A 5,173-nucleotide genomic window follows, 5' to 3' on the forward strand; every position below is an offset into this window, starting at 1 on the left:
ACCGACACCATGGTGTCGCTGATCATGGTGACGACGATGCTGGCCTCGAGGTCCTTGTCGACACCGTGCAGATTGAGACGGAAAGGCAGCGTCGACTTCACCCTGCGCTTTGTCGCGAGATCAGCGAAAGCGGCGGGATCCACCTTGGCCGTCAGCTCGGCCGTCGGGTACTTGAATGTCTCGAAGAACAGGAAGCGCATGCGGACGTTGCGCAGGTCGACGCCGGTATCGACCGAATTGAGGTCGAAGGTGACCTTGGCATCACCCGCCGAGCTGAGCGTGCCGGTGATGTTCCTGATCTTGTTTGTCTCGACGATCGTGTTCTTCTTCACCGACTGGTAGGTGATGACTGAAGCTGTGGGATCAAGCGTCCAGTTCGGCGCGGCGTTGGCGGCTTGCGATCCGAGCAGCAGCAAGCCGGAAAGCGCGACGATCAGGCCTAGACCTCGTGCGGCGGGGCCTTTCAGCCTCGTCTTCCACCAGAATGCGACGACTTCGAACATGGAACGCCCCTGCCCAGGACCACCGTATCGACACGACACCTGGCGGGAGCATAGAGCACTTGCGACTGGTTGGCGAGCAGTAGCAGCCGGTCTTCCGGTCAAAGTCCGGGCTGTGGAGTTGGGGGCCAAATGGTGGCAGGCGGCCACGGCCAGAGGTGCCGCGAAACCCTGACCTGCTGTTAGCGCTATCCCCAGCCGCCGCCGCCGCCGCCACCATTGCCGCCGCCCAAAGGTGGGACGACGACAGGTGCGGTTTCTTCAGTCGGTTCGACGAGTTTCTTGGCGATAACCTTCTTCTGTTTGGTGATCTTTGGCGTGGTGGTCGTGCGAATGAGCTTCGGCCTGTGCTTTGTCGTCGTCACCGTCGGTTCGGGCTTGGGCGCGACGGACATGCAGCCCGTTAGTCCCGCCAGAGCGCCGGATAGAACTGTGGCGATCAATGCCTGCTTCACTGCCCTGCCCACGATTGCCTCCTCATTGATCAAAACAAGTCCCGACGCGGATTGGCTTGCTCCCAGACCGCTCTGGCCGCGTTGACCAGTTGGTCGTCAAGCGAGCCCTTCGCCGGGATCTTCGACTTGAGTTCGTCGCGCAATTGCTTGAGCGCCGCCGTTTTCGTCTTCACTGCGAATTTCGTCAGCGCCGTCTGGGCGCCCGGCAGTTCCTTGCGAAGATCAAGCGCGACCGTGAAGGCCAGATAGCGCACCGCTGTCGTCTGGTCGGCCTTGTCGCCCTTCTGCATTTCGAGCGCTGCGCGATCATATGCGCCGGACTGATCGCCGCGTGCCGTGGCCAGCTCGAACAGTCTTTGCGCTTCGTCGAGGTTTTGCTCTACACCAACGCCGTCCCGGTACATGCGCGCAAGGCTGGCCGGCGCGTAGGGCTGGCCTAGATCCATAGCCTTCTGGAAAAGCCCTTGCGCTTGCCCGGGATTCTTCTCGACGCCCACACCAGCCAGGTAATTGCGGCCGAGCAGGTTCATCGAATACATGTCCTGCCGCTCCACGCCTGCCTTCAAAAAAGCAACGGCGCGGGCCGGATCGGCGGGCACGCCGTTGCGGCCTTCCGTGAAGATCGCGGCGAGATCGTTCATGGCATAGGTATGCCCCATCGCCGCCCCCTTGAGCAGCAGGTCCAGGCCCTTGCCGGTGTCGCGTTCGACCCCGTAACCATTGAACAAGGCACGACCCCATGACGTCATCCCGTAGGGATCGCCCTTGTCGGATGCCGCCGCGTAGAAGGCGTTGGCCTGCTTGCGGTCGATGGGCATTCCCGTTCCCGTCGCGTTGAGGTAGCCGAGTTCGAACACGGCGCGGACGTGGCCGCTGTCGGCCGCTTCCTGAATGGCTTTCTTCGCCTGATCGACCTTGCCGGCCGCCAGCAGCGCTCGGCCCAGTTCGTAGCGGAAGCGGGCGACATCGGGATAGGCCTTCACCGCCGCCTCGCAGGCCGTCACGGCCGCCGCGCCGATTTCATTGGGCAGCAGGCCGGGGACCACGCCTTGCAGATCGAGAGGCTCGCCGGCGGCCTGGTCGCAAGGATCAACGCTTGGCGACAGCTTCATCGTGGCGGGCTTGGAGGAACTGCTGTCCGCGCGGATTTCAAAGCCGACCTCGACCGGTTCGGCGGCCCCGATCTGGGGTTCATAGCGCAAGTTGTCGACCTCATCCGCCATCAGGCTCGACTCTGGCGACAGGGGACGATCCGGCAGGGACAGCGTACCGGTCGCCGGATAGCTCGCGAGTTTCAGGCTGACCGCGGGATCCTTGGTCGGGAAGTCCAGCTTCAGCGGAACCGGGCCGACACCGACCGGGACGCTGATCTGCCGGTTTTCGATCGCCTCGGCGGCGCCGGTGATATGGATGCCCCGCTCCAGCACCTGCTGTTTCTGCTCGGTCTCGAGCGAGGCCACAATCTGTTCGCCCTCGGCGCCCTGGCCGCTCTTGACACGAAACACCATGATGCCCTGGGCTTCGCCGCCCCAATTGTCATGCGTGGCGTAGGCCAGCATGTCCACCTCTTCCGTCGCACCGGCCCCCTTGGGCACATCCAGCTTCAGGCGCGGCAGGTCCTTGCCCTGGATCTGCTCGCCCACCGCGACAGCCTTGCCGTCCAGCAGCAGGCGTCCGAGCGCAGGCGGCCTTTCGATGCTGACGGTGATTGATCCGCCATCGACGTCGACCGGTTCCGGCAAGTCCAGGGCAACAGGCCCGACACCCGACGGCACGACCTTCTCCAGAACCGGCGGCAATGAAGGCCGGCTGGTGCGGCGCATCAGGACCACCTCGTCGATGAGCGAGGAGTTTTCCCACGGAACCTGCTTGCCGTCAGTGGCCTCGACCACATCGCGGCGCACCGCGGCCATGACCGTGCGTATCTCCTGGTTCGGCGCCAGCGCGCGACGAGAGAATGCGGATGAAAACGGGCTGAGGTCTCCCGCTCCATCATAGGCGACCGCTCCTGGCTCGGTGGCAAAGGCGATCAGCGTGTTCAAGGAGCTTTTGACCTGCGCAAGGCCGGTGTTACCCGCCGTGATCAACTGGTCCCTTAGCCAATAATCCTTGCGCGGAAACGGATTGTTGCGACAGGCATCGAGAATGATCACCTGGATCTTCGATTTCGCGCGCAACTGCTGGAGGACATCGTCCAGCTTGACCGCCTGGACCTCTATGTCGGCCGCATTCTTCAGCGAGGCATCCACCGGGATCAGGAAATTCTCGCCACCGATCTGGAAGCCGTGACCTGAATAGTAGACGACGGACAGATCGGCGCCGTCCGCCGCCGCGAGGTAGTTGCGGAACTGTTCCTCGAACTGCAGCTTTGTGAGATCCTTGGCGACGAACACTTCGAAACCGGCCAACCGAAACGTCTTGGATACGTCCTCGGCATCCTTGTCAGGATTCTTCAGAGCGGGGATTTCGCGGTACTGAGAATTGCCGATCACCAGGGCGACCCTTCGATCGGCCGACGCATCGAAGGTCGTGAAGGCCGCTACGAGGAAGACCGCGATGAATCCGCAAAGTCGGAGCATGGCAACTGTTTCAACCGTCGCTACCTGATGACCACAAGCTCCCAGGTTGCGGTATCAAGGTCTGTTAAAGAGCTCACAATCCGCCGAGACAGGAACAAAAAGAAAAACCGTCGCGACAGCAGCCACTTTCCCCATCCGATTGGGGTCTAAATTACCTCAGAGCCGACCCATCCGCAATGAGTGTCAAACTGCACCGGCGTGGCTGTCTGGATCTGACGCACCCGCCAGGCCTCAGCGTCGGTGCCGCCAAAGAATGAAACGAGGATCCAAAGGCGACCTCGGTGGCGTTCACTCGAACCCCGTGTAGCAGCCAGTTGCTACCATCTGTACAAATCTTAGTGCTACCTGATGTGAATGGCGAACCTCACAGGGACGGTGTAGGGTTCGCAGCAAGAAGAACTGAGCCGAACTCACGGCGCCAAGCGAATCTGGGAGGATTCATGGTCGAAATCATCTCCAAGCGGGATGGCCCGCGGCGCGAGGACATGCAGGTCAAAAGACTGATCGAGCAGAACCGCGCGACCATCGTTCGCCTTGCCGACCAAATCAGCGGTGGCGGCTATTCGGCTTCCCGGAAGCCACGCCAGCAACCCAAGGCGGAAGGCCTGATCATCCACGTTGGCGGCAGCGCGGCAAGCGTGGCCGAAGCGAGCCCCTCCATCCGCGTCACCATGAACGGCCGCGTGATCTCCAAGGATCAGAACACCGGCCGCCAGCTTCATCATATCGGCGATGTCCGCGACCGGAATGGGGAACAGATCTTCGTCCTGGCAACGAAGCAGAACGGCTTTTTCTCACCGGTCGACGAAACCGTCGCCGAGGCACTTGCCGAACTGGACGGAGCCCGCCTGACTGCCACCTATGGCGAAGAACAGCTTGCCGCCGACATCGGCGCGAAACTCGGCATCGACTGACCCCGGCACTGGGCGTCGCTGAGCACGCCCAATCCGCGACAGCATACAGAAATGGCATACCTCAAAGGTACTGTGATGACTGAATGAGACACGCGAACGGCCCTGATCAGATGAAGACCAATGCTCTTCCGGCGCGTGCGTCGATGGCCGCCGGACAATTGGTTCTGGACAACATCGACTATGACGAGCGCGCCACCATGCGCGCTTGGGAAAGTTTTCTGGCCGACGAGCCGAAATGCGCCCGCGATCCGGTCCATGTCCGCTCGCTGATCCACGATTCCTGGTATCGCAGCGCCACCGGCGGCATCAACGCGCAAGGCATCGAAGCGCCGCTGAGCAGCGATCGTGACGAGATCGAATATCTGACCCGTGCCAACGCCGAACTGCTTTCGGCGGCGCGGCGATCGTTTGCGTCCCTTGGCCAGTTGCTGGAAGGGACGGGAGCAATGCTGGTGCTTGCCGACAGCGATGGCGTGCTGATCGACGCGATCGGCGACAAGAAGACCTTGCATGACGGCATGGATATTCATCTGGGTATCGGCGGCAAATGGAATGAGGACGCCGTCGGAACCAACGGCATCGGCACGGCATTGTGGACCGGCGAACCGATTTTCGTGCACGCCGCCGAACATTTCTGCGCCGGCATCAAATCCTGGACCTGCGCCGGTGCACCGATCCGCGATCCCCTGGACGGCAAGATCATCGGCGTTGTCGACCTGTCAGGC

General features: G+C 62.0%; 5 protein-coding genes. 2 read left to right on the forward strand and 3 right to left on the reverse strand.

The features are described 5' to 3' along the window. The 3 genes from EN935_RS21455 to EN935_RS21465 all read right to left on the reverse strand — a co-directional run. Window positions 1-503: YceI family protein (locus EN935_RS21455; protein WP_164771247.1), on the reverse strand; the 503-nt coding region annotated here is incomplete at its 3' end. A 185-nt stretch (window positions 504-688) separates the two neighbouring features. Further along, on the reverse strand, window positions 689-967 hold the full coding sequence (locus tag EN935_RS21460; protein ID WP_245468714.1) for a hypothetical protein: 279 nt from the start codon (window positions 965-967) through the stop codon (window positions 689-691). A 17-nt stretch (window positions 968-984) separates the two neighbouring features. Then, window positions 985-3,534, reverse strand: a complete 2,550-nt coding sequence (locus tag EN935_RS21465) for a caspase family protein (protein ID WP_127263037.1) — start codon at window positions 3,532-3,534, stop codon at window positions 985-987. A 440-nt stretch (window positions 3,535-3,974) separates the two neighbouring features. On the opposite strand from EN935_RS21465, the gene EN935_RS21470 reads away from it, so the two are divergent. Then, window positions 3,975-4,448, forward strand: a complete 474-nt coding sequence (locus EN935_RS21470; RefSeq protein ID WP_109661591.1) for a hypothetical protein — start codon at window positions 3,975-3,977, stop codon at window positions 4,446-4,448. Window positions 4,449-4,531: 83 nt separating this feature from the next. Continuing rightward, window positions 4,532-5,173 (forward strand): GAF domain-containing protein (locus EN935_RS21475; protein WP_127373586.1); only part of this gene is annotated, 642 nt, incomplete at its 3' end.

It is taken from the genome of Mesorhizobium sp. M7D.F.Ca.US.004.03.1.1 (genome assembly GCF_003998635.1).
GTDB lineage: Bacteria > Pseudomonadota > Alphaproteobacteria > Rhizobiales > Rhizobiaceae > Mesorhizobium > Mesorhizobium loti.

Coding starts and splice junctions, on each gene's coding strand:
- EN935_RS21465 (WP_127263037.1), bottom strand. CDS start 3,534: ATGCTCCGACTTTGCGGATTCATCGCGGTCTTCCTCGTAGCGGCCTTC.
- EN935_RS21470 (WP_109661591.1), top strand. CDS start 3,975: ATGGTCGAAATCATCTCCAAGCGGGATGGCCCGCGGCGCGAGGACATG.